The organism is Stieleria varia (genome assembly GCF_038443385.1).
Lineage (GTDB): Bacteria > Planctomycetota > Planctomycetia > Pirellulales > Pirellulaceae > Stieleria > Stieleria varia.
Genome location: NZ_CP151726.1, coordinates 1,088,984 through 1,113,684 on the forward strand (window position 1 = coordinate 1,088,984; position 24,701 = coordinate 1,113,684).

Below are 24,701 nucleotides of genomic sequence, written 5' to 3' on the forward strand. Positions count from 1 at the left end.
GTTGAAAAAGGGGGCTGACCCTCTCCGACCTCTCGATTTCTCCGTGTTTCAGCGAGGTCTCCAAAGGGTCAGACCCCTTTTTCAACACTCAACCCGGCTGCAGGATCCATCGCATCATGAGCGATCGCAAGAAGAACAAAGAGAGTCGAACGGACCCTCACGAACACTGGTCGTATCGCATGATTTCCGCTTTGTGCGGATGTCTTCTCGGTGCTTGTTTTGGATCGACATGCTTGTTCTTGATCGGCATCGCTGCGATTCCGCTGGTTTTGACCGTGATAGGAGTCTCTGCCATAACGGGCGCCATCATTGCCTATCGATTCCCGTACGCGCCCAATCTTCTGCACATGATCGCAGACTGGCTCAAATAGCGGGAAAAATGGTCAGACACGTGCCAGGAAATCCGGCCAGACTTCGTCGGCCATTTTGTTTTGGCCCAGCAAGAGTGTTTCATTGACGTTGAGGTTGCCTTCCAGAATGTGGGCCGAATTCAACGCGTAGAATCCAGGCACACTTGTCACGATCGGTGGCAACTTGGTGCTGTAGTTCAGCGTGGAGAGCGCCGCAACGTACTTCGCCCGGGCCACCTTGAAATCCAAGACGTTGTCTCTGGAAAAGTGACCATACATTTTTTCCAACGTGGACAGACAACGCTCTTTGTAGTCCTCGTCAGGCTCACGCAGCCCCTCGTGGTCGTCGGTCATGTACTTGGGTAAGTACACCAAATGGTTGCCGCCGAGCTGGGTTTCCGAATTGACGATGGTCGACATTTCAATCACAGCCGTCAATGGAACCCAAGTGTCCGTGATGTTGGTGACGTAATACGGGCTGATCGGCTTGCGCAATAGCATGGACGCACACACCACGCCCAAATACTTGATCGCACGCAGTTTGGCTTTCTCATCATCGGTCAGTTCATCGCACTGGCCGGCGATCAACGGCGACGCGATGGTATTGACGACATTGTCAAAGGATTCGACACGGTCACTGCCAAAGTCCACGAGCAGACGTCCCGACGAGGTGCTTGTTGACGCGGGATCTTGTGGGCTGATTTTGATGACCGGGTGATCGGTCAACATACGAGCACCGGCCTCTTTGAGCTTGGTCACCCAGGTGTCCAAGATTCGGGCGTAGCCACCGGGAACGTATCCGAACATTTCTTTCTTGGCACCGCTACGGCGAGCTTTGTACATCCGCTGGGTATGCGCCCAGATGAATGCCGCAGACGTTTCCTTGTACGCGTCGCCCAATTTGGCTTTTAGCAGGGGCAGCCAGACTTTTTCGAACGCCCCATTACCTGACCAGCGACGCAACCATTTTTCGACGGTCAACTTTTCCATGCCGCGAAAGTCGCGGATTTTGGAGGCGAGAAAAATGGTGCCACCCAGCCGCAAACGCTCGATCATGGAGAGCGGAGGGAACCGCAGGAATTCCATCGTGTTGCTCATCGAGAGCAGTTTGCCATCGGAATAGAAACCGGTCTTGGTTTCGACCCACTCGATTTCTTGTTCGAGGTTCAACTCGGTGAGCAAGTCACGCAGAACAGAGTCGCTCAACAGTGTGACGTGATAAAAGCGATCCCAAACGGTATCGCCCAGTTGCCATGCGCTGGTCAAACCGCCGAACGTGGGCGCGGATTCGGCGACGGTGACATCTTGGCCTCGGGCGATCAGATCCCGTGCGATCTGCAGCCCCATGACGCCGCCGCCGACGACAAGCCATTTCCTGCGAGGAGTCTCTGGCACGCTTAGTTTTTCCCGACGCGGTGTCGACCGAGCAGTTTGAGGGTCAACCAGATTGTCTTGAAGACTTGCATCTTGCTCGCGCCGCCCTTTTGGTCGTATCGCAGTCGCAGCGGAGCTTCGCCGAACAGCACGCCTTGCTTTCGCAATTTCAGCAGGATGTCCGCCATGCAAGAGAAACCGGTTTCGCCGACCAATGCGTCGCCATGATCGGCAAAGCCTTGTCGAATGACGGATGCGCGATACGCTCGGAATCCGGAGGTGTAATCACGCACGCCACGGGTTGGAAAGAGGACCGTGAAGAGGACGCGTGCTCCGATGCTCAAGAAGTGTCGTTCGATGGGAACGCCGATCGCGCAGCCGCCGCGTTCAAAACGCGACGCGATCACAACATCGCATCCTTCGTGTATCATTCGGACCATGCGGTCGATCAAGCCCGGTGGGTGAGTGTTGTCGGCGTCCATCGTGACGATGATGTCCCGTTCGCCGGCACGATCGATCGCTTCACGCAACCCATCGCGGATCGTTGTCCCCAGGCCTTGATTGACTTTGTGTTGAACCAGATGAATGGGCATTTGGAATGACATCTGAGCAGCGATCTTGGCAGTGTCATCGCTGCTGCCGTCATCGACAATGATGACTTCATAGGGCAAACCATTATCCGCAAACGCTTCACCGACTCGCTCCAGCAATTCGGGAAGCGATTCTTGTTCGTTGTAGGCGGGCAGCGTCAAGATGACTCGGGAGGGGCGAAACCGCATCGATTCGCGGCTATCGTTTCCGGCGGGAGAGGTTTCAGCAGATCGCTGCATCAGGTCTGCCGGGGAGCCTGTCAAATCGCTCGCGGGGAGGTCGCTCATGGATATATTTGTCTGGGGGGCTGGGTGCGTTTCACGATGACAGCGTCAGTCTAACCGCCGCTGCACGTTGGGCAACCTACGCAGCGTTTATGTTTATGGTGGCTCTCGCGAATAACTCTGGTTGTGGGGATTAAGCACAATTTGCGGCAACCTTGAGTCCCTTAGGCGAGAGGCAGATTCATCTGTAGTGGACGAGGTCACGAGTCCTGGAAACGGTTTTCGCTACAGGGGACTCGTGACCTCGTCCACTACGGTGGATTGCCGCGAAGGATTTCTGGCGAAATCCACTACGACTCGTGTCGCTGGGGGCGGCAATGCATTCTCAGCAAAGACTTTCCGGCTATCTCTCCGACTCCTCGATGTGTTTCTCCTCGTCCCGCTGCATGGCTTCGAGACACAATTTCAATTGTCGTCTGGCCCGGCTCAGACGACTTCGAACGGTCCCGATCGAAATCGATAGCAGGTCTGCAATGGACTCATAGGAGTGTTCCTCCATTTCCCTCAGCACCAGGATGTCGCGATGCTCGTCCGTCAATCGGGTCATGGCTTCGCGAACCATCCGGACTCGCTCGATACGTAGCATCGGCTCGTCGACGGCTTCGTTGTCCGATGCGATTTCGACGCCACTGTTCTCCCGCATGTCGTCGAGTGACACACGAGCCTTTTTACGTCGTCGCCGAGTCAGCGCACTGTTGAACGCAATTCTATACAGCCAGGTAAAGAATTGGCTATTCCGCTGAAAGGAATCCAGTTTCACGAACGCGCGAATGAACGCATCCTGGACGACTTCCTCGGCTTCCTCGGGCGAGCCGGTCACCTGCATCATGGAGGCGAACAAGCGATCTTGGTTGCGAACCACCAGGACAGCGAAGGCACCGCGATCTCCGGCCAACGCATCCTGGATCAACGCGTTTTCGTCACGACTATCCTTGTCGTAGTCTGTATCGAATTGGCCCAAGCCTTGGTTGTTCACAGACGAATCCGCTTCCGCTTTCAGACGATCGACGAGGGCTGAGTGACAAAGAAAAACCGCAGCCTCGATTTTACGTCACGAGGCTGCGGTTGTTGTCACTGGTGTGTAAAACGTGCCGGATTTTTCGGCAATCCGGACGAATCGACGGAGTCAGTTCGCGTTCTGGCGGATGACTTCCACGCGTCGTGCGGTGTTCTTTTCGACCAACTTGGGCAAGGTCACGCTCAGCACGCCGTCGACGTACGTAGCCGTCACGGCGTCTTGGTCGACCGGGGCGGGCAATTGGAACACTCGGCGATACTCGCCGAATCGTCGTTCGGACCTCAGGCGGGTATACATCTTGCTTGGCTCGTTGCCTAGCTGACCCTCGGTGGGCTGACCCTCGGTGGGCTCACCCTCGGCTGGTTCACCCTCGGCGGGCTCGACCGGTACCACTGCGTTTGGTCGGTTCGCAACCAACGTCACCTGCTCGTCTTGGACTTCCAGTTCGATCGCGGCGGCGTCAACGCCGGGCAGATCGGCGAGAATTTGAAAATCCGTTTCGGTTTCGATGACGTCCACGGGGACTGGCCATCGGGGCTGGGGCTTGGAGTCTTCGCTGGTGGCTCCCGTCCTTCGTGAAGCCCCGCCATTGCGTGCGTCCCCGAGGAGTGTTTCGACCAAGTTGCTCATATCGGAAGCCAACTCATCCATGAAACGACCGGATACCGAGTGAGGAAATACCATTCGCATCGCATCAATCTCCACAAACAGGTTGGTTTGAATTACTGGTTCAAACCATTCCACCGTACTGACAGCATGGCAGTTTGGTTTGATGGAGACAGTGAAATGCAAACGCGATGCCAAATGGTCAATTCAGCGAGCTGCTGCCATTTCCGGTGATCAGATGTCGCTGCAGGTAGGAGGCTCGTTCGGCATGGCGATCGGAGGAGCTGAGGATGCGTCCGTAGAGTTTTTGCAGGTGAGCCGGCTGGGTTTGCAGGAACAGCTTGTTGACCGTGCCGACCTCGACGTCGTCGATCAAGCCCAAGCTGATCCCCATGCGGACTTTGGAGAGGTAGTGCATCGTCTCATCGCTACTGATCTTGCGCGCGGTGCTCAGAATCCCCAGGGCGCGGGAGACTTCGTCGTGCAGATCCTCATGACTCTTGTCGACCAGGAACGCTCGGGCCTTGCGTTCGTATTCGATGATTCGCGGCACGACATCTTCGCCGACCAGGGTGACCAATTCCTTTTCGCTGTGTCCCAAAGTGATCTGGTTGCTGACTTGATAGAAGTCACCTGTGTACTGCGAGCCTTCACCGTAAAGTCCACGGACAGTGACATTGATCTTTTGCATGCTGCGAAAGACCTTTTCGATCTGGTCGGTGATCACCAGGGCCGGCAGGTGCAGCATCACGCTGACTCGCAAGCCCGTGCCGACGTTGGTTGGGCACGCCGTGAGGTATCCGTACTTGGGATGAAACGCGTACAAGATCACGCCTTCGAGCGTGTCATCCAGTTCGTTGATCGACTCCCACGCAGACTGCAGATCGAGACCGCTGTTCATCACTTGGATGCGCAAGTGGTCTTCTTCGTTGATCATCACGCTGTAGCGTTCGCTGGGATGCACGGCGACGGCGCGTGCACCATCGGAGTCAGCGATTTCGCGACTGATCAGTTGGCGTTCGACGAGGAACAAGCGATCGATGTCAGACAACTGTTCCAGATCGACGTACTGAATGTCGTCCCAACCAGCGATGGATTCCATTCGCGCGCGGACGGTGCGTTCGATGCTCAAACGGTCTTCGTCGGTGCAACGTCGAATGAAAGGAAAATCGGCCAGATTTCGCGCCAAGCGGATGCGGCTGCTGATCACGATGTCGGATTCGGACCCTGTCCCTCGCAACCATTCGCCCGGTGCTTTGGCCATAGCGTCAAAGTCGGTGTCACGTTTCACGAAAGGGTTCCTCGTTGTTCTTGCTGGTCGTCCGTGTCACCATCATCTGAGCCTGCCCCCGGCGTTTGCACCGATTCCATGCTTCGCAACTCATCGCGGATTTTCGAGGCTCGCTCGTAGTCTTCTCGCTCGATCGCCTCTTCCATCTCTCGCCGCAACTGGATCATCTTTGCCTGAGAGTCGGCCGAGGCCGCGGCACGCTTGGGGCGTTTGCCCACATGCTCCAATTTGTCATGGACGTTCCGCAACAGGGGCTGCAAATCCGTTTCAAAGTGCGTGTAGTCGTAGGGGCAGCCCAAACGCCCTGAATTACGGAACTCGAAAAAGCTGATCCCACACACCGGACACTCCTTTTGGTCCAACTCCTCCAGTTCTTCCTTGGATTGTCCGAGCTGATTGGCCAGGACACCGGCGATCGAAGCGACGCCGCTGCTGGGGTCCTTGTTCAGGAAAGTCTTGGCGTGCTCCTCGCACAAATGCATCACTTGAGGACCGGTGGGCTCGGTCAGCTCCGTGATGTGGAACGTTGCCGGCTTTTCGCAATACTGGCACTTCATAGACAACGCCAAGGACTATCGGGAGAGGGGGGGACACCGAACGGTGGTGCCGACGGGAAGTTGTGCCGTCGGGGATGTGCACACATCGGCATGCTGGCAGGAGATACTGGTTAAGGGGACACTGGGTAGCCGATCGTGCCGTAAATCTTTACAAAGCAACAACTAAACGACCTGCAAGGCGATTCTATCGATGCCCATCAGGGTGTCAACGTGAACCCCTCCGGGTATTCAAGTCTCCTTCGCATTCGGCGGCACATTCCGTTGTGCTCTGGTGTGGCAATCCCGTCCATTTCAACGATCCCCGCGACCAAAGATCGATGCACTCACCGTCCCTCAGCGACTTCACCCGCCTGGCAATCGAAAATGATTTTGTGCCCGTCTATCGTCGACTCTTGAGTGATCGGCTAACACCAGTCACCGCGTTTCGACTACTCGATCAGGGGGCCGCAGAACGTTCCGGGGCATGCTTGTTCGAAAGCGTCATCGGCGGTGAAAAGGTCGGTCGCTACAGTTTCTTGGCCGCCAGCCCCTTTCAGCGTTTCAGCGCCACTCGCGAAGAAGTCTCGGTGACCCACTTTGATGACCAGGGCAATCCGATTCCAGTTGAGTCGTTTTCAGACCCGGATCCGCTCAACGCGTTTCGCAAGTACTTTTGTTATCAAGTCGCTCAACTGCCCGGTTTGCCGCCTTTCGTGGGCGGTGCGATTGGCTACGCCGGGTACGACGTCGTGCGTTACGTCGAGCATCTGCCCAACGCTCCTGAGGACGACCGAAGTCTGCCCGATCTGGATTTTGCCTTTTATCACACGCTCTGCGTCTTTGATCACGTCGCCAAGACGATTTGCGTGATCGCATTGGCAGATTGCCGCGATGTGACGACGCAAGGGCAAGCCACAGAGGCCTACAACAAAGCGATGGAGAACGTCGACGCCACGGTCGCCAAGCTTGCCGAGCCATCCGAATCCGGGCATCCGATCAGCGGCGCCGACGAATGGAACCCCGAGGTCTGGCAAGCACAGTCCGCGGCGTCTCCGCTGACCGTTCAGTCCAACTTCACTCGCGAATCGTTTTGCAAGGCCGTCGAGGACTGCGTTCAATACATTCGCGCCGGTGACATCTTTCAGGTCGTCCCCAGTCAACGCATGTCGGTTCACACGGATGTCGATCCGCTGGAGATCTATCGCTCACTCCGCGTGGTCAATCCCAGTCCCTTCATGTTCTTTGTCCGTACGCCTGATTGCGTCCTGGTGGGATGTTCACCGGAAATCATGTGCCGAGTCTCCGACCGCATCGTGACGGTGCGACCCTTGGCCGGCACACGCAAACGTGGCAAAACGGAAAAGGAAGACAAGGCACTGGAGAAAGAACTGCTGGCCGACCCCAAGGAACGCGCCGAGCATGTCATGCTGGTCGACCTGGGACGAAACGACGTCGGACGCGTTGCGAAATTCGGCACCGTGGAACTGACCGAGGTGATGGTGATCGAACGCTACAGTCACGTCATGCACATCAGCAGCGAAGTCCAGGGTGAACTCCGCGATGACTTGGACGCGTTCGATGCTCTCAAAGCATGCCTGCCCGCGGGAACCGTATCCGGCGCTCCCAAGGTCCGGGCGATGGAAGTCATCGACTCGATCGAACCGCATCGACGCGGTCCCTACGGCGGTGCCGTCGGCTACATCGACTATCGTGGCAACATGGATACCTGCATCGCCCTCCGCACGATGGTAGTCAAAGACGGCATTGTTCACGTCCAAGCCGGTTGCGGCGTCGTCGCCGATAGCGACCCCAATTCCGAATACGAGGAAACACTCAACAAAGCCAAAGCATTGATCTCCGCCATCGAAATGACGGCACAAAGATTGTCGTAGTCGATGCCTCAGCAACGGTCGGTGCAGTGGATTTCGCCAGAAATTCGCTCCAAGAGGAACCCTGGCGAACCCACCACCTAGTGAGCAACGCTGGCATATGGGGCGTTGCCGACGTCGCTGCACCCGGTTGAAAACGCAAATGCGAAGAGCGAGGAAATACTGCGTCCGCAACCCAAATAAGGGGCACAAGTCGCAAAATAAAGACTGCGCCCTTCGCGAATGTCTACAATTACGTTCCGTTCGTCCCGTTGTGACACTCGATCGAGAAAAAAATTCTGGCCGCAGCCGATTCGATGCCACATCGAGATCGAATACCGATCACTGCAGGTGACCGCCATCCAGAGCGATTGGGACAGCGAACCCTTTCACGCTCGTTCCTCCAATCCGAACCTCACCGGGCATGCCAAGCCTTCCGCACCAAGAACCTGATCGCCTCAGTCAGATCCAAACGAATTGGGCAGAGGTGTTTCGTGCCAACGATGATCAGTCCAGCGGATTCTCCAACGCCCAGCACGAAATGCTGCTGCGCTACGCAGGTGCCGTCTATCGCTATCTGCTGTCGGCTGTTCGCGACCCGAATATCGCCGATGAATTGGCTCAAGAATTCGCATTGAAGGTCGTCCGCGGCGACTTCCGCAATGCCGACCCCCAACGCGGACGCTTTCGCGATTTCGTGAAACGGTCTTTGTTCAATTTGGTCACCGATTTTCACCGCAAACGCCAAAAACAATCGATCTCGCTCGGGACCGAGGTGGAAACGTTGGCCTGGCAGCCCACGGAACCATTCTCGCGGACCTTTGACGAAAACTGGCGCATCGAGATCCTGAACCGGACATGGAAGGCACTCGATGAAGCCGACGTGGCAAGCAAGAGTTGTTATTCCGCCGTGCTGAAGCAGAGAGCGCAAAACCCAGACCTAGACTCAAACGCTCTCGCGGAAAGAGTCTCAACAGAGCTCGGCTGCGAGAGAAACGCAGCTTGGGTACGACAGACATTGCACCGAGCCCGGAGCCGCTTTTGCCAATTGCTGCGAATCGAGGTCGGCAAGACGCTTGGGTCCCACAACGATGACGAAATCGATGAAGAACTGGCGAGTCTCAGATTGTTGAAATACAGCCGATGAGACCTGCAAACGTCGCCGCGACCGTGCACCAGCGTGTCGGCCCTTCATGACAAGTCCGGCTCCATCGACTCCAACACTCGGACTTCCCCCGCGGGAACGCTCCTACAGAAATCTAGGGCTCGGTCCAGTGTTTCGCCAAAGTACTCCAGACGCTCGGCAACGGTTGCCAGCACGGCGGATCCACTGTGAATGGCAATCCTGAGTTGTAGCGAGTCTTGAGTATCGGCCAACAAGCAATCGCCTGCAGCCAAAGCCGACGGTTGGTCATGAAATACGCAAACGATTGTACGGCCTAAGGATTTCACACAGACGCCTCCCAGAGCCGAAACGGATCCAGGCAATCGATTGAGATACTGGTGGACTGATGCATAAGTCCGAGCAATTGAATCGTCCACCGCTGAATGATCCAACAAGATCTCGCAGACCATGAAAGTGATTTGATCGATCAACGCCGGCACATCGACGGACAAAATTTCACGGGGAAAAAGTTCTCGGAACAATGCCAGTGACGTGACATAGGCAGCCGTCAGAACCGTCTTTGACTCTGAGTTGCGTTCGATCCTGACGAGGAGTTCTCGAGAAAACCGGTTGACAATTGTCACTCGCTGACCTTCGTCACTCAACTCGATCCACTCGCCTCCGAATCGTTCGCTCAATTCGACCCGGCATCGGTGCTGCTTCGCATCTGACCTCACCCTTAACGATACCGACTTGGGCAACATCGGACTGCTGATACGATAATCGCCTTCACACAGCGACATCGTGATTTCATCTTGCTGCAACGATTCCAAACGACGCTGGGCAACGACGTGCGGCAAATGAAAGGGACCACCGACGCAGTAGGTTTTCGTTTCAACGTCTCGAATCGAGTGGTTGACGCAAAACACGAGTTCCACGTCGTGCGCCGCGTCGCAACGAAACTCGGCGTCGCAGACGTCACAGCGACCGTGGGATTGCACATCCCTGAGCGTGTCGACTTGCGATGTGGGAACTCGGCAGTGGGGACAATGGATGTCCCAACGCAGAATCAACAATCCGACGTGAGCGGCGTGCAGACAAGCGTCGATCACTTTGGTGCGACTAACGCCCCAGCGCTCGGCAAGTTCAAACGGACGGATGCGAGCGACTTCCTGCGGCGCCGCATGACTTAGAAAATCAGAAAACAGCAACATGATATTGGCGTCCACACCACGTGCGCCCAGTTGCGAAATGCTCTCATCCAGTTGCCTGCTCTTTTCATTTCCCAGATTTTTGCTGGGCTCGAAAGCGTCGTAGCGATAGGCCTGTTGCTGCGATGCACCGACGATGGTGTCGATGCGACGATACACTCGCTCAAACTCTTTGACCGATCGCCTACCGACTTGGAAGTCCGCGAAAGCGATCCCGAGCAGCCCCCTGGGTTTCACCTCAATGCGGTGCACGAGTGTGGTGCCACCGTCGCTGCGAGGCGTCAAGTCGACCGTACTGAGCACCCATTGCAACGGTCCCTTGGACAGCTTTCTCAAGACCGACATGCGTTTCGCTTCGATCCACTCATAGGGATGCTCCGTCCAACAAAGCCGCATGCCCAAGAAACGAAGGCTTGCGTGGAGCCGAAGCTCGCCGTCAACGCCACGCTGAAACTCGAAATTGGCCGGCGGCAAATGAGTTGCCCGATTGATTCGATCGGTGTTGGACACGAACGGCCACAATGCCTCCGCCGACGAATTCAACTCGCATCGAATTTCATACTCCCGAACATCGGCATATTCTCGACTTTCGATCGTCGTCAGCTCATTGGTTCCTGTGGGCTGACCGTCAAGGATCCGTTGGATTTCGGCCAACAATTCCGCAGCATCGGCAAATCGATCCAGCGGATTTTTTTCCAGAGTCCGCGTGACCAAGCGGCTGACCGGTTCACTGATGCTTGGGCAAACCGAAGAGAGCGATGCCGGTTTCTCATGGCGATGCTTTTCAATCAGTTCGATGAAACTGTTTGACTGCAGAGGAGAGTGTCCTGAAAGCATCTCGTAGAGCGTCGCCCCCATGGAGTAAATGTCTGCCGACGCATCGATTCGATCACCGTGCAAGCATTGCTCCGGCGCCATGTACTGAGGTGTTCCCAGCAACGCATGAGTACGTGTCAAATCCTGTGACTCCGACTGGTCGATCTCTCGAGCCAGTCCAAAATCAGTCAGCTTGACATCGCCGATCACCACGTCGGGCCAGTCACGAGGATCGGCGTCGCATTGTCGGTCCAGCAATGTTGAGGCGATCATGATGTTCGCCGGTTTGATGTCACGGTGCACGATCCCCAGTTGGTGCAACTCATCCAGCCCCATCAAGAGCAACGAAACCAATTGCAACGACAATCGTTCGGGCAACGGGGCATGAATCTCAAGCATCTGCTTGAGGCTCAGTCCATCGACAAAGTCAGTGACGATGAATCGAACACCGGATTCATCGCCGACCTCGTGCAATCGAGCAATCGACGCGTGCGTCGAGCGAGCGAGAATCCGAGCCTCTTTAGCGAACCTCTCCGATGCGTCGGCACGCTGGGCAACATCAGCCCGCAATACCTTGACGGCGACGACTTGACCGGCATCGTCCGTGCCGCGATAGACCGTGCCCATTCCGCCGGACCCGACACACTGACCGATGGTGTATTTCCCCAATCGCACGGGCCTTACTACGGGCCTTACTACGGGGCTTGCCGAGGAATCTCCGAGCGACTCTTGAAACTTCTGAACGCCATTGCTGCCCTGTGTCTCGGCATCCCCGTACCAACTCGGTGCCTCAGCAAGCAGTTCATGCTCGGCTACATCTTGCTCGGACGGGTTGGCTTCGAAGTTCAAACGAAACGACTCTCAAATGGACAAGATTCGATACACAGCTCAGCGGACGCAACTCAGAGCTCCCTGCGTCAGTCTACCTACTATGGCGAGCCGATCTCCTTATCACTCATTTATCCCGCTCAAAAAAACGCTTGGCACGCTCCGTTGCGGCGTCCATCAGTTGATCCGTTTTCTCGGTTGCGGTTTCTGAGAGCCGCTGCGAGTCCATCCCTTTGATCGCGTCGATCGCCTTGTCGGCACTGGCAGAGAGGACAGGTTGGACTTCGTCGGCAAAGCTTTGGAATCGAGTCTCCACTCGCTCGGTTGCTTGGATCGCTCGCTCCATTTTGGGCAGCAAGCCGAACAACAGCCCTCCGGCCCCAGCGGTCAGTACCACCAAGTTTCCCGCCAGCAGCCAAGTGATGGTCGTCAGTTTTTTTGTACTATCGGAATCGTTCATGTTGATCCTGTTGAGTGGGGATGGATGACGCCAGTGACATTGTAGAACGCCCGCCAGAGGGGTGCACGGCCACCAAACACGCGTCCCACTACGGTTTCGTGTAGGATTAAAGCCATCGGATCGTGGAAAAATCGGGACAAACCCGGCAGACGAGGCATGAAATGAAGAGCGGCGACTATCACGGCTGGGACGCTGAAGGCGACAACTGGCGTTTTGCCAACGTGATCGGACATCCTCAAGGAGAACGCGTTTTCTTGATCGAAGACTTTGGTCGCGACACGACGCCACGCGAAGCCCTGTCGGCCATCATGTCCGCGACCGCTCAGTTCCAAGGACGAGTTCAAGTCGTTTGCACGGAAACCAATCGCCGATTGATCGAAAAACTCAAGGCGGCGTCGCTGCTGAAGGTGGCCCCGATGACCGTCGGAGGTCAAGAACAATGGGGGATCTTGGGTGTCCGCAGCAAGTCTCCGCCCAAGAAAACATCCTGGTGGAAGTTTTGGTGAAATCGAGCGGACATCGCTTTGTGACTGTTTTAGAGATCTTAGGGAGAATGACCGCCCCAGGAACTTCGCTTGCGCAAGGTTGCCTTCGTGACGATACGCTAAAGAATTAGACTGACGCGTCGGAGGTTTGGCGGGACTTCATTTGGGCGCGAGACTCCGTTGAGGCAAGCGTATCGGAGTCTCTGATCGGGCAACAATCGAGACACCCAAATTGATTCGTGTGACCTTGGACGAGTGATGAGCGACGTTTCCGATCAAGCCGAGCTGCATCGCGACCTGCGCGGAGAGTCCAAGTTCCAGCGCGCGCCGCTGAAGACATCCGCGATCGCGGCGACAGCAGTCGCATTGATCACATTGGGCATCGCCCTTTCCGATCAAGGGGAGCCCGTCGTGGTTCCGGCGAAAGAAAACTCTTCCGCGTCTGCTGCACCTGCCGAGACAATCCAAGATACCGACACCCCTTTGGCGGCGCGTGTCTATCGAGCCGGATTCTTTGATGAATATGTCCAGCCGGAGATCGCAAGAGCGGATCAACTCAACCGTGAGTCGGCTGAACGTTGCTTGAAACGCATCGACACGCTGATCGATCAATACCACCGCGGCGTCGATCCCTTCGTTCGCGACCTGACGAGCTTGTCGACTCGTTTCGGGATCGTTCGTCGCATGCCGGGCGGATGGTGGAATCAAGACGATCGGGTGCAAACGTACGTACGTGACAAGTTTGAACAACACTTGTTTTCGCAAGAAACGCTACTGGCCGATGTCTCCGCCGTCTTGAACGAATTCAAACAAGAGATCGACACCAACCAGCGACGCATGCTGGTCAGCATCAAGGCAGCCCTGTCCGAATCCGACCTGCCCAGTGTTTTGACCCAGGAGTATCCGGAATTCTTTGACGGTGTCTCCAAAAGTCTGCAAGGCTATGCAGCCGACCAAGGAACCAGTAGCGTGCACAACATGGTCGGTGCCTTCGTGCTCGGCGAAGCGGGAGCCTTTGCCGCCCGCTCTCTGCTGGGCGGATTGCTGGCTCGATTCGCACCATCGGCTGCCGTTGCGGCCGCGTCGGGTGCGACGGCAGCGGCTGGCTCATCCGCCGCCGGTGCGGGGAGTGGTTCTCTGGGCGGTCCGGTGGGCGCGGTGGTCGGGTTTGGCGTCGGCCTGGCCGTCGGGTTAGTGATCGATTGGTGGATGACTGAACGATTCGAAGCCGAATTGAGCAGCCAAATGCACGGATACTTGGACGATCTGAACCGGGCTTTGATCTCCGGCCCTGACGCGTCCATGGCCGGATCGGTTAAAACGGATACTCCGTCGGTCGGACTTGCCGTCGCATTGCCTCAGCTCTGTGATGGGTTGGCCGATGCCTATCGCGAACGTTTCTTTGAACAGATTGTCTCCGGAGCCCCCACGCCGTGACCCAAACAACCAGCCGCAGATCAATCAACCGAACTATGCCTCAAGCCTCACGCCAAGCCTCTGGTCTCGGGGTGAATACAAAGCTGATCGCGATCCTACTGACAACGTTGACGCTGCTGGCACCGGGCAATCTTCCGTCTGCCAATGCAGCGCCCGTGCCCGCCGTCAGCACTTCGGTCGCCAAGGCAGTGGCCAAGTTCTTTGGCAAGGAAGGCGTCGAGGAAGCCTCTGAGTTTCTAGCAAAGAAAGGTGGCCGCGAACTGGTCGAACGCGTCAGCAGCGCCGCGGCTCGCGAAGGTGGCGAAGAAGCAGTGGAACAGGTCGCCTTGCTGACATCAAAGTACGGTCCCGAAGCACTTGCCGCACTGGACAACGCACCCTCGATTGCTCCTCTCTTGTCAGCCGTTTCGGAACTTTCGGAGACGCAGGCCAAGTCCGCGTTGGCGCGTTTGGCCGCCGGGACGACCGGCAAGGAACTGGCAGAGACCGTTGTCAAACATGGCTCATCCGCTTTGCGAAGCGAACTGCTGCATCCCGGCGTCGGCGGCATGCTGGTCCGCGTCTTTGGCGAGGAAGGTGCCGAATTGGCGACCAGCCTGACCAGCAAGCAAGCAATTGCGATGGGACGTCATGCCGATGAACTCGCGCAACTGCCGATCACTCAACGCAACGGAATCTTGTCGCTGATGCGAAACGACGCCGAACGGATGGTCGGTTTCATGGGCCGATTCGTCGAAGCCAATCCGGGCAAGACGTTGTTCACCGCCGCGACCACCACTGTGATCTTGGCCGAACCGGATCGAATCCTAGGCGGCGAAGAAATCGTGTTCGATGCCGATGGCAATCCGATCGTTGTCAGCAAGTCCGGAATCGCCGGTCGTACACTGCAGGCAGGTGGAGAAGCCGTTGCACATGCTTCGACGAATTACCTCCGCCCGCTTTTCCTGACCGTATTGGCGTTCATCAGTGTCTTCGCAACTCTTTGGATCGCGTTAAAACTGATGCACATCAATCGACGCGAAAAACTCAAGACGGCCATGCTGCAGGAAAAAACCACCAAGCATTTGGAGTGATTCAGTTCGGCCGTTCACCGATTCGCCAAACACCTTCCCGCAACCGCTGGCCGGGGATACTGGTTGCGGTCAACAACGACTCAAAGTAGTCGTCGGCGCCACCGCGAAAATCGACCAATAGCGTCACCTGTTTCTCGGCAAGCCATTCCGATAGATCGATCGACTGCTTTGAACTCTCCTGTAAAGCAACACGATCCAGAATCGCATAGAAATGTTCGCGATCTCTCAAGAACGCATCACCACGATGGTGCAACGCGAAAGCTTCGGCGTACGAATCACTCCAAAAGATTCCTTGCTTGATCCACCAATACGATTCGTTTTCTTTGGCGTCGACGTAGAGAACCACGTCATCATGTTTCAAATACTCCGGCCTTGTCTTGGCCAAAGTGTCGTCCAGTGATTTCGTTGATGCGTCTTCTGCACGCTGTTTCAAGTAAGGCAGGTCAAAATCCAGCAAACTGTTGACGCCGCGCAGACCTGTCAGCGGGCTGCGTCGTCTCATCGAATAGAAAACGCAACTCACCAAGATCAGCACGAGCACGGCCGACATCGCAAATCGATGAACAAACGGGCGATGATGCTCGGCGAGCCATCCGTTGACGATCCACGACAGGCTGCACGAGACAGCGACCAAGCCTGGCAAAAAGGCGAACCAATGCAATCGCTCGACACCTCCTGAGAGATGGGGCGCAGCGGTCAAGACGAAACGTGAAGCGAACCAGAGCAACCACAGGGCTGCAATCGTGTAACTGGCGGCAAGCCACTGCCTGATGGCGTTGGATGATCGATTCTTGCTGATGAGTCTGAACGTCAACAATAGCCAAGCACCATGAAGCGTCAGCAGCAGAGCGTCACCTGATATCACGGATGCCTTGAGCGAAAATGTTTCCCCGACCCATTGCGTGGTGTCCAACTCCAACCCATTGTCCTGCAGCCCCGCATACAGACCGGTCCAGTAATGCAGGGGGCGTCCTGATTGATGGTCGACAAAATCGATATCGACGATTTCCCGAATTTGGTCGTGATGGCTTTGCGCATCACCCAACAACAGGACCACGACAAACAAAAGGACGGACGCGACAGAAATTGCCGCAACCCGGCGCAGGCAACCGAAGGTGGCTTTCGCACTCAACAGGGCAACCCAAGGACATAGCATCACCAGATAGACCGCCGTCATCGGATGAAATTTGACGATCGCTGGAGCGAGGAACAACAGCGGCCACAGCGAATGACGGGAACCGCGTATCCAACGATAGGCAAGCAGTGCCACTGCCGGAATCAAAACGAACAGACAAACGTCTTTGTCGAGCAGAAAGGTGTTGGTCAAACGAAACGAGTAATTGAAAGCGGTGTAGTTTCGATACCAGAGCAGCACGGGGCCGAACATCGCCAACATCGTGATCCACGGTGCCCGGCGTGTTCTGGAGAGTTGGCTGACCACGTACCAAAACACTAGAAGTGCCGTTGCCGCCAACGGGATGGGAGCGTAGATCCGCAATGTTTGATCGACCGGCACGCCGGCGGCGTCGGCCATCAGACAGGGCAGCATGTGCCAAAGATGCGCGTTCCATCTTGGCATCGCTTCGTCAACGCCCATCCCCTTCATCCCGATCGCGCTGACAGACAAACTGTCCTCCGCGACCATGTCCTGCTGCTGCAGAACAAACTGTCCGATGTCGTTTGATCTCGACACCCGATAAACGGACACTGAGAAAACGATGATTCCCGCAATGATACCCATCGTGGGCAGCGACCATGATTGAGTCACGGGCATTCGTCCTGAATCTTTCCTAAGCCGACGCGCGCGATCGATGATGACAAACAGCAGAAACAACAAGAAGACGATCTGGTAGGTCGCAAGTCTCCAACCCAACGACGATGCGATCACTCCTAGTGTCGAATGAATCCCAAGACTACTGACCGCTGCGGCAAAATAGCGTGACAGAAATGAGCATCGCCGTCCGGTCCAACGCGCAGAGACCAGCCAACCTGGCACCAGAAAGATGGCCCAAACGGCCTGCACCCTCAGGTCACCGGCGATCCCATCGGTCACACCATTCCAAAACACCCAGGTGAGGACGACAGTGGCAACCGCCAGCAAGGTCTGCATCACCAAGAGGGGACGCAGGTCACGAAAGAGCATACGAGCAAGATTCATAACGGAAGATTCTAACGACCAAGAACACGCTGAACGATCGGGGAATCGGTTACGATAATGATTGAAGTCCAACTCATCGGGATTTTGCTCGCGATCTCTCCTCTCCCTTCTCTTCTTCGCTCGTCTCTGGAGGCACTCTGATGGATTTGATCATTGCATGCATCGTGGTGGCGACCATTTGCGTTCTGGCCTATTGGCGTGTTCCCATTTGGATCGGGAAGCCCAAGCCTTTGGCCAGTTGGATCGTTGTGGTCACGGCGCTTTCCGCTTTGGCATTTGTCTTTTTGGTAAAAGACCGTTTGTTCTTGGCAAATGGGTTTCCCTTTTCAACAGCCATCATCGCAACCAACCTGACGCCTGTCTTGCTCAGCATTGCGGCTGCCGGCGCGTTGAAGATGGCCGGTCGTCCGTTCTATCGACGCGTGGGGCTTTCCATCATCCTGCTGTTGTTTGCGGCCGTCTCGTTGGCTCAGCCCATCATGCAACCGATCATTCGCCCGGTGCAGTCCAGCGAACATACCATTTGGTATCGCGGCGGCGTTTGCCAACAATCCAGCACCGTCACCTGCAGCCCGGCTGCGGCCGTCACGTTGATGAAAGCTCATGAAATCGATTCCAACGAACGTGAGATGATCGACCTTTGCTTGACGGACCGAAATGGCACGGCGACCCTTGGCCTGTGGCGGGGAATCTGTTTGGCGACCAAGGAAACGCCGCACCGCCCGGTGATCTTGGACGCGGAACTAGCGGACTTGCTCGGGCAAACAGACCGAAAAGAAGTTTTCCCCTGCTTGATCCTAGTTGGCTTTCCCCAATTTGCCCCGCCGGATCCGGTTTATACAAAACAATATGGCTGGCCACCGGGGTTCAGGCACAGCGTGGTTCTCTTTGGGCCACATCCCGATGGCGGCCTCGATATCGGTGACCCATCGATTGGTCGCGAACGATGGAGCGAGCAGGACTTGAGCGTGTTATGGCGAGGCGAAGGAATACGATTGGTCAATCGATGACGCTCACTCCGTTTCAATGAGATGTTTGCCTTGCACGAGCACGTCCAGATCTTTCTCAAGTTGCTCGGCGAGATTTTTCGGTTCCCACAGCCCTGGATACGCTGCTTCGACCACGCCGTCGTTGCCGATCACGATCACCATGGGGATTGTCAGTAATCCGAAACCCGATGCGATCTTGGACTCGGTATCCAGCAGCGGTTGGATTTCCCAACCCTTTTGCTTGACAAAGTCGTTGATCAAGTCGGCGGGCTCGCCCACGTCAACCGGCACGTGCACCACGCCTTTGGCCGCATACTTCTTTGTCATCTCGATCACCGGTGACATGTTGTCAATGCAGCCGTCGCAATTGGTCGCCCAAAAATTGATCACTTGGATTTTTCCTTTCAGGTCTGCACTGTCAAAATCCTTGTCGTCAGCGGTTTTGGTGCGGAACTGGGGGGCGACTTTGCCGAGCAACGGATAGCGACTGGCCTCCTCGGCCAGCTTGGTGTAATACGCCTCCACCGTTTCATACTTTGTGGCGTCCTTTTCAGGTGAAAACTGAAACATTTTCGTGTCGATGCTGCCTGTCACTCGCCAGGAAAGAAAGTCGAATCTCAGTTGGTACTGATACCCGGCAGGCATTTCCAGCTCGCCGTTGGCGCGCAGCATTTCGGTCAAGTCGACGATCAATCGCAGCGGCTTGGGGTCATCGCCTTGCGTGATCCAAAAGTCCCAAGCAACGTTGTCGTCCTGGACGCCTCGAAAGTGGATCGCGTCGGTCCGTCCGCGAAATTGATCGCGATCGACGATCTCCATCGATTTCATCCCGGTCGCCAACGTCAAGGACGGATCGACTCCGGCCAGGGTCAATGCCAGGACGGCTTCTGGATACGGGCCCATGGTAACGGGCAATTGGAACACAGCAGCCTGATTCTCTTGCGTCTCCGACAGATGGACATACGCATCGGGCGCGAGCGCGACACTCATCTGTTTGCCGTCGTTGTAGATCCGCGTCCTTCGCTCGGTCTCTTTCAAATAGATCGTGTACTCGGCGGGTGCCTTGGATGCGATTTGGTAAGTCGATGTCTGCGTATCAACCACTGCTCCGTCCACGATTGTCTCGGCCGCCAGTTCGACCGTCGCGCGAGACACACTCGCCTTTCGGATCGACTCAAAGAATGGATTGAGCAGCGCCGCGACTTCGCGACTCATCTCAAACGGTTTCTCCGCTTTCGCCGTTTTCTCCGCTTCGCCGTTGGTTTTGTCTTCTTGCCCAAAGCAAATCGATGACGCTGTCATCACAGCGAGAACAAGGCAAAAAACAGCACGTGAATTCCAAGTTCGCGACATCAAACCAAGTCTTGGAGAGAGAGGAAAAAGCCCACGGGTGCTGAAGCGGATGAACGCACCCCATTAGCTCGATGATAGTTCGGCGGCTCTGGCCGTGACAGGTCCCAGCGGGTTGAGAACGATGGCGAGCAACTCTCGGGCAATTGCTGGGCGAAACGGTTCCGCTCGCCATCGACGTGGAACGTCGAGCGACAATTACTCCTTTTGGTCACGATGCGTTCGCTCAACCCTTTTCTGACTTGCGAAAGAACTCGCGGGGAAACGGGGCCTGCGGCGCCGCGTCTGGGTTTCGCCATGGAAAATTCGGGCCACGATCTTCCAGAAGTGGCATTTCCTTGCCATCGGTCTCATGCAGCATTTTCCAGAGCGACTGATTCATTTCGATGACACGCTGCGAATGCTCTGGTCGGTCGATCAAGTTGTTCAGCTCATCGGGATCGGATTGCAGATCATAGAGTTCATCGCGGTCCCACAATCCGTGGCATCGAATGTATTTCCAACGCCCTCCGATGATCGCGTGCAACGTCGGCGTATGCGGATAGTTGCGTTCCCAGTAGTACTCGTACAACAGTCGCTCTCTGCCAGTCGCGTTCTCTTCGCCACACAACGCTGGCCAAAGACTTATTCCGTCAGACTCGGGCAACGCGGGAGCCTCGGCAGCGTCGAGCAAAGTCGCGGCGATATCGATATTCCCGAACAAGCCTTCGTATTTCTTTCCGGCGGGGATCTTTCCCGGAGCCGTCATCAACAGAGGCACACGCGCGCTGGCTTCGTACGCAGTACGCTTATCGATCAACCCATGGTCGCCGAACTGAAAACCGTTGTCACCCATGTAGACGAACAACGTATTCTGCTGCAAACCGTTCTGCCGCAAATACTCCGCCAGTCGCCCCACACTGTCGTCGACGGAGAGCAACGATTCGCAGTAACGCCGATAGTAGACTTCTGCGGAGAAGTTCTCGATGTTGTATCCAAAGTCTGCCCCGTGCCGGCTGTTTCGCTGATTGCGAACCCACATCGGTAATTTGCCTTGGTCCAAGTCCTCGACCGTGGGTGTCTTGATCGGCAAAGGCTGACCGTCGTATCGACCACGGTGGCGATCGGCGGGAACAAAATCTGCATGAACCCCTTTGTGACTGACGTAGACAAAGAACGGCTTGCTCGCGTCACGTTGTTCCAACCACCGAATCGCATAGTCCGTCAATTCGTCGGTGATGTATCCCTTTTGTTCGACACGTTGGCCGTTGATGTTGAATCCATCATAGGTCGTCTGAGGCACCTCGCGAGTCGTTCCGTGTCCGTCGGGCCAGTACGTCCCCTGACCCTTGAACGCCAACCAGTGATCGAAACCGCGTTGTGGGTCATCGATGTCGCCTCCCATGTGCCACTTTCCAAAGAAAGCGGTTTGGTAGCCGGCTGCCTGCAACTGCTGAGGGAAAAACACCAGCTTGGGATCGACGGGATGGTAGTTGTCGACGACGCGATGATTGTGGGCGTATTGCCCAGTCAAGATCGATGCACGACTGGGCGAACACAGCGATGTGGTGACGTAGGCGTTGGTCATCATTGCACCGCCAGCGGCCATCGCGTCCAGGTTCGGTGTTTCCAGGAACGGATGCCCGGCGGCTCCCAAACAGTCGAACCGATGATCATCACACAGAACAAAAACGATGTTCAATCGATCGGCGTGAACGGTTTGATTCAGTGACGACAAAGCGAGGGCGATGCACATCAGCATCGCCGTCAGTGGTCTGGCAAACATCGGTCTGGCAAACATCGGTCTGGCAAACACCACGACTCGATGGCTCACTTGCCAGCCGGCTCACCCGTCGGCTCGCCCAAGATCAGCATCATCGACGACCGAGAAGCTTGGGTTTCGAACGTGTATCCGGCACGCAGAGCTTGATCAATGCGATCGCCGACTTCGGTCAGGTGAGCTTTGGTGTAGGAGTCCATCTTGTCACCACATTTCTTCAATCGGTTTGCGATCTTGTCCTTCAGCTCACGCAGTTCCATACCGGCCAAGTTGCTGATCGGCTTGTTGGCCGCCGTCCGCGTGCTGGGCTGCAATACCAGGTCCATCAGTCGTTGAACGTGTTCCCGTTGCAGATCACGACGCAATGAAGAGATCATTGGCTTGCGTTCGTTGCGATCGGCAGGGCACTCTTGATCCAGTTCAGACCACGCGGCTTGGCTGAGCGTCGAGAGCAGCTCGGGGAGCGTCAGCGTGTCGACATCCGGGTCCAAACGCATTTCGTTGTCGAACACGCGACGCAGGGTGGTCGGGTTCATCAACCACGTCAGGGCGGAAGACTGTAACCCTAGGACTCGATCATGAATCGGCCAAGTTGCTTCGCCGGAAACGCTGAAGGAGCTGCTGTTGTCCAGCCACTGATCGGCGCTCATTCGCTCGAGCAGCTTGGGGGTCAGACCGTAGGCTTTGTCGTAGAACGTATTCTCGATCACGAACTGCAGGGCGGCACGCTGTTGTTTTGCCGGCACGACTTCGACAGGAGCGCGGTCACCGGGGTCACCTTTTTTGTCACGATTAACGAACGCACCGCCGACCCAGTTGGCCATCATGCTGGCGGATCGGGTTTGCAGCGAAAGCGTCAATTCGTATCCGCGTCGCGCCTTGTCCCAACTGTCGCCGTCTTTGACAAACTTGTCCAAGATCCGTTCCCGGTAGAGTTTGACCAAACGCATTTGCTCGTTGGCGTAGTCCAGCGGGTCCTTGGAGAAATCGTATCGGCGTGCCAGTGGGTCCGGCCCGCTGGTGTCTTCGTCAGTGGCGTATTGCAATTCAGGTTCGACGCAACGTTTCAGGATTTCCGGCAGTGTTTTGTCGTCAAAGGTGTATCCGTATTCGATCGCCCAGTAGTCGTAGGGGCCGATGTCGATCATGGCGTAGTCGCCTTGCACCTCACCGGCTTCGTAACGGAAGTTGATGGGCGAGTAATCCATGACGGATGCCGTGATGGTCTTCTTGCCTTTGACGTCGTTGCTGTTGATTTCATCGAGAGTCAGCAGCGAGGATGCTTTGAAGTTGTGTCGCAGACCGAGTGTGTGTCCGACTTCGTGTGCGACCAAGTCGGCCAACAGAGGTCCGACAAACCATTCCGGCATGTCGTCCAGCATGTCCGATTTGTCGACAGACTTCGCTTGGTCGTCTTTGTCGTCGTCCTTCTTTGCGTCGTCATCTTCCTTGGCTTCGTCCTTTTCAGGTGCCGCGTCGGCTTTGGCATCGGACTTCTTTTCGCCGTCGGCGTCACCTTCAACGGTTTCGGCAGCGACCTCGGCTTCTTTCTCTTCCTTCTTTTTCTTCTTCTCGGCTTCTTCGTCGGCCATCAGTGTCAGCGCCCAGTCCATGCGGGCAAGCGCCAAGTCCAATGTTCGGGCGTTGGAAGCCATGCAGAGACCGTTCTTTTGACTGACATGCCCGAGCAATCCGTCGTACTCGTCGTCACCGATCAACGACGGATCGGCTTGTGCCATTTGGAAACCCGCCAGCGGTTTTTGGGCTTCTCTTGCCAACGCGTTTTGAATCATGTTTGCGTGGGACGGGGAAGCCATTCGGACGCGTGGGTCCCATGTCGGATTGTCACCGAGCCAAGCAAGCGTTTCGGCGCTGACGCCTTCCATCGCCAGTTTGGGCATCAGGTCTTCGTAATTGAAATTGAAGTGGCGAATCCAACCGTCGGTCAGAATGATGTCTGCGTCCAAGATCTCGCCGGTCATCGGATGGACGCGACTTGGGCCGATCGCGGTACCGATGTCATTGTTGAGCCACCGGATGAAGTTGTACCGCACGTCTTCGGGGTCCAGATCCATGAAAGCCGGGTTGGCCGGATCGGCATCTTGATACTCGACCTTGATCGCATCGACGATGCCGACCTTTTCAAATGCCTTGTTCCAATAGTCCACGCCGGCCTTGATCCATCGACGGTATCGCACCGGGGTGGTGTGTTCGACGTAGAACCGAATCGGCTCCGTCGGCGGACTGAGCTTCAGCTTGGGGTCTCGCTTTTGCAGGTTCCAACGATTGATGTATCGAACCAGCGTCTCGTCTTCTTTGTACTTGCCGAGGTCCGAATAAGACGTCGTGAAGTATCCGACCCGTTGGTCGGCTTCGCGCGGCTTGTATGTCGACGTGCTGGGGACTTCGCTAAATGAATAGTGCAGCGTTTGAAAACGACTGGTGCTCCCCACCACCTCAACGGCCACCTCGACATTCTCTGGAAAAACCTTTGCCGACGCGATGCTCGTGATGCGAGAGTTCGTGATGCGGACGCTACGACCAAAGAAAGTCGTCGCATTGCCGACCAACAGCGAATCCAGATCGATCACCGGACCGCCCGCTGGTCCCATCGCCAGGATCGGAACGTCCAGCAGGACTTCGTCTGTGAACAAGCGTTTGACGGATGCCTTGGATTCGGGCTCTCCGGTGGAGCGAATCGAAAAGTTGGGAGCGATCAATGCGAGGCGATCATCGTACCGCCGCCACTTCACCACCCAATCCCCTGACTGCAAACCGGCGTATCGGTCGCCACTGCTGACCGTCAACGCGATGAAATAAGTCTTGGTCTCGACGTTCTTGGGAAGCTCGCACAGGAGCTGTGCGTCTTTTTCGCGTTTCCACAGTCCCAAGAGTCCTTTCCGATTCTGTTGATCCGATACGGGGACCGCGTCAAAGCCCTCCGAGACTTTGTCGAAAGTTGGCAGGTCAGCGTACGCCGGCGTTGCCAGCGATATTGCTGCCAGCAAAATTGCAGCCAGCGAAAAAGGGAACAGTGCGGCGGTCAAGACAGTTGGGTATTTCATTCCGAACGCTCAGTGGGTGGGATAGGGAGTTCGACTGAAGGGTAGGT

General features: G+C 56.1%; 19 protein-coding genes. 7 read left to right on the forward strand and 12 right to left on the reverse strand.

Annotated features, from left to right (window positions below):
- Nucleotides 1-116: 116 nt before the first annotated feature.
- Nucleotides 117-371 (forward strand): hypothetical protein, encoded by a 255-nt coding sequence (locus tag Pla52nx_RS03795; RefSeq protein ID WP_146518353.1) that lies wholly within the window; start codon nt 117-119, stop codon nt 369-371.
- A gap of 12 nt (nt 372-383) precedes the next feature.
- Here the strand turns inward: Pla52nx_RS03795 and Pla52nx_RS03800 are convergent, their stop codons facing one another.
- The 6 genes from Pla52nx_RS03800 to Pla52nx_RS03825 form a co-directional block, all read right to left on the reverse strand.
- Nucleotides 384-1,745: an NAD(P)/FAD-dependent oxidoreductase gene (locus Pla52nx_RS03800; protein ID WP_261344226.1), complete on the reverse strand. Its 1,362-nt coding sequence runs from the start codon at nt 1,743-1,745 to the stop codon at nt 384-386.
- 2 nt (nt 1,746-1,747) lie between these two features.
- Complete coding sequence (locus tag Pla52nx_RS03805) at nt 1,748-2,554, reverse strand: glycosyltransferase (RefSeq protein WP_146518680.1); 807 nt, start codon at nt 2,552-2,554, stop codon at nt 1,748-1,750.
- 388 nt (nt 2,555-2,942) lie between these two features.
- On the reverse strand, nt 2,943-3,575 hold the full coding sequence (locus Pla52nx_RS03810) for an RNA polymerase sigma factor (RefSeq protein WP_146518354.1): 633 nt from the start codon (nt 3,573-3,575) through the stop codon (nt 2,943-2,945).
- A gap of 150 nt (nt 3,576-3,725) precedes the next feature.
- Nucleotides 3,726-4,307, reverse strand: coding sequence for an Hsp20/alpha crystallin family protein (locus Pla52nx_RS03815; protein ID WP_146518355.1), 582 nt, complete (start codon nt 4,305-4,307; stop codon nt 3,726-3,728).
- 118 nt (nt 4,308-4,425) lie between these two features.
- Nucleotides 4,426-5,514: a protein arginine kinase gene (locus Pla52nx_RS03820; protein ID WP_390620366.1), complete on the reverse strand. Its 1,089-nt coding sequence runs from the start codon at nt 5,512-5,514 to the stop codon at nt 4,426-4,428.
- A complete protein-coding gene (locus Pla52nx_RS03825; RefSeq protein WP_146518356.1) occupies nt 5,511-6,071 on the reverse strand; it encodes a UvrB/UvrC motif-containing protein in 561 nt (186 codons plus the stop codon). Before Pla52nx_RS03825 ends, Pla52nx_RS03820 begins: the two co-directional genes overlap by 4 nt.
- Nucleotides 6,072-6,388: 317 nt before the next feature.
- On the opposite strand from Pla52nx_RS03825, the gene trpE reads away from it, so the two are divergent.
- Together trpE and Pla52nx_RS03835 are read left to right on the forward strand one after the other, a co-directional pair.
- Nucleotides 6,389-7,942, forward strand: a complete 1,554-nt coding sequence (gene trpE / locus Pla52nx_RS03830) for an anthranilate synthase component I (protein ID WP_146518357.1) — start codon at nt 6,389-6,391, stop codon at nt 7,940-7,942.
- A gap of 400 nt (nt 7,943-8,342) precedes the next feature.
- Nucleotides 8,343-9,065 (forward strand): RNA polymerase sigma factor, encoded by a 723-nt coding sequence (locus Pla52nx_RS03835; protein ID WP_146518358.1) that lies wholly within the window; start codon nt 8,343-8,345, stop codon nt 9,063-9,065.
- Between the two features lie 44 nt (nt 9,066-9,109).
- Here the strand turns inward: Pla52nx_RS03835 and Pla52nx_RS03840 are convergent, their stop codons facing one another.
- Both Pla52nx_RS03840 and Pla52nx_RS03845 read right to left on the reverse strand, forming a co-directional pair.
- Nucleotides 9,110-11,899, reverse strand: coding sequence for a protein kinase domain-containing protein (locus tag Pla52nx_RS03840; protein ID WP_146518359.1), 2,790 nt, complete (start codon nt 11,897-11,899; stop codon nt 9,110-9,112).
- A gap of 106 nt (nt 11,900-12,005) precedes the next feature.
- A complete protein-coding gene (locus tag Pla52nx_RS03845; protein ID WP_231741696.1) occupies nt 12,006-12,338 on the reverse strand; it encodes a hypothetical protein in 333 nt (110 codons plus the stop codon).
- Nucleotides 12,339-12,499: 161 nt separating this feature from the next.
- Here Pla52nx_RS03845 and Pla52nx_RS03850 point away from each other — a divergent pair, with 161 nt between their 5' ends.
- The 3 genes from Pla52nx_RS03850 to Pla52nx_RS03860 all read left to right on the forward strand — a co-directional run bounded on the left by Pla52nx_RS03850 (nt 12,500) and on the right by Pla52nx_RS03860 (nt 15,333).
- Nucleotides 12,500-12,844, forward strand: a complete 345-nt coding sequence (locus tag Pla52nx_RS03850) for a hypothetical protein (RefSeq protein ID WP_146518360.1) — start codon at nt 12,500-12,502, stop codon at nt 12,842-12,844.
- Between the two features lie 237 nt (nt 12,845-13,081).
- On the forward strand, nt 13,082-14,260 hold the full coding sequence (locus Pla52nx_RS03855; RefSeq protein ID WP_146518361.1) for a hypothetical protein: 1,179 nt from the start codon (nt 13,082-13,084) through the stop codon (nt 14,258-14,260).
- A 35-nt stretch (nt 14,261-14,295) separates the two neighbouring features.
- Nucleotides 14,296-15,333 (forward strand): hypothetical protein, encoded by a 1,038-nt coding sequence (locus tag Pla52nx_RS03860; RefSeq protein ID WP_146518362.1) that lies wholly within the window; start codon nt 14,296-14,298, stop codon nt 15,331-15,333.
- Between the two features lies 1 nt (nt 15,334).
- On the opposite strand, the gene Pla52nx_RS03865 is transcribed toward Pla52nx_RS03860, so the two are convergent.
- Nucleotides 15,335-17,491: a hypothetical protein gene (locus Pla52nx_RS03865; protein WP_146518363.1), complete on the reverse strand. Its 2,157-nt coding sequence runs from the start codon at nt 17,489-17,491 to the stop codon at nt 15,335-15,337.
- A gap of 140 nt (nt 17,492-17,631) precedes the next feature.
- Here Pla52nx_RS03865 and Pla52nx_RS03870 point away from each other — a divergent pair, with 140 nt between their 5' ends.
- Complete coding sequence (locus Pla52nx_RS03870; protein WP_146518364.1) at nt 17,632-18,501, forward strand: peptidase C39; 870 nt, start codon at nt 17,632-17,634, stop codon at nt 18,499-18,501.
- A 3-nt stretch (nt 18,502-18,504) separates the two neighbouring features.
- Here the strand turns inward: Pla52nx_RS03870 and Pla52nx_RS03875 are convergent, their stop codons facing one another.
- The 3 genes from Pla52nx_RS03875 to Pla52nx_RS03885 form a co-directional block, all read right to left on the reverse strand.
- The gene (locus Pla52nx_RS03875) at nt 18,505-19,833 is read right to left on the reverse strand and encodes a redoxin domain-containing protein (RefSeq protein ID WP_146518365.1); all 1,329 of its coding nucleotides are present in this window, start codon (nt 19,831-19,833) and stop codon (nt 18,505-18,507) included.
- 223 nt (nt 19,834-20,056) lie between these two features.
- Nucleotides 20,057-21,565, reverse strand: coding sequence for a sulfatase family protein (locus Pla52nx_RS03880; RefSeq protein WP_390620368.1), 1,509 nt, complete (start codon nt 21,563-21,565; stop codon nt 20,057-20,059).
- A 74-nt stretch (nt 21,566-21,639) separates the two neighbouring features.
- Complete coding sequence (locus Pla52nx_RS03885; protein WP_146518366.1) at nt 21,640-24,654, reverse strand: zinc-dependent metalloprotease; 3,015 nt, start codon at nt 24,652-24,654, stop codon at nt 21,640-21,642.
- Nucleotides 24,655-24,701: the final 47 nt, after the last annotated feature.